This window comes from Pantoea sp. SIMBA_079, from assembly GCF_046940275.1.
Taxonomy (GTDB): Bacteria; Pseudomonadota; Gammaproteobacteria; order Enterobacterales; family Enterobacteriaceae; genus Pantoea; species Pantoea borealis.
The window spans coordinates 1-265 of sequence record NZ_JAWRYR010000424.1; the positions used below are offsets into that span (position 1 = coordinate 1).

General features: G+C 73.2%; 1 pseudogene. It reads left to right on the forward strand.

The window, feature by feature from the left end:
* Positions 1–265, forward strand: a pseudogene (locus tag SB719_RS20640) (hydrolase); the annotation flags it as partial.

The window sequence follows — 265 nt, forward strand, 5'->3', positions numbered from 1 at the left end:
CTGGGCTTCTGGGCCAGCGTGCGGCTGGGCTTCGATGTCTTCTTCCGCAAGCCGGAGAACACGGTGCCGGCCGGCGACATCCCGGTCGTCGCGCTGACCCGCGCGGATCTCGACGCGGCGCCGGACCGCAGCCTCTGGCGCCTGGGCCACTCGACCGTGCTGCTGAAGCTGCGTGGCGGCTACTGGCTCACCGACCCGGTCTTCTCCAAGCGCGCGTCGCCGGTGCAGTGGGCCGGTCCGGCGCGGTTCCACGCCCCGCCGATCG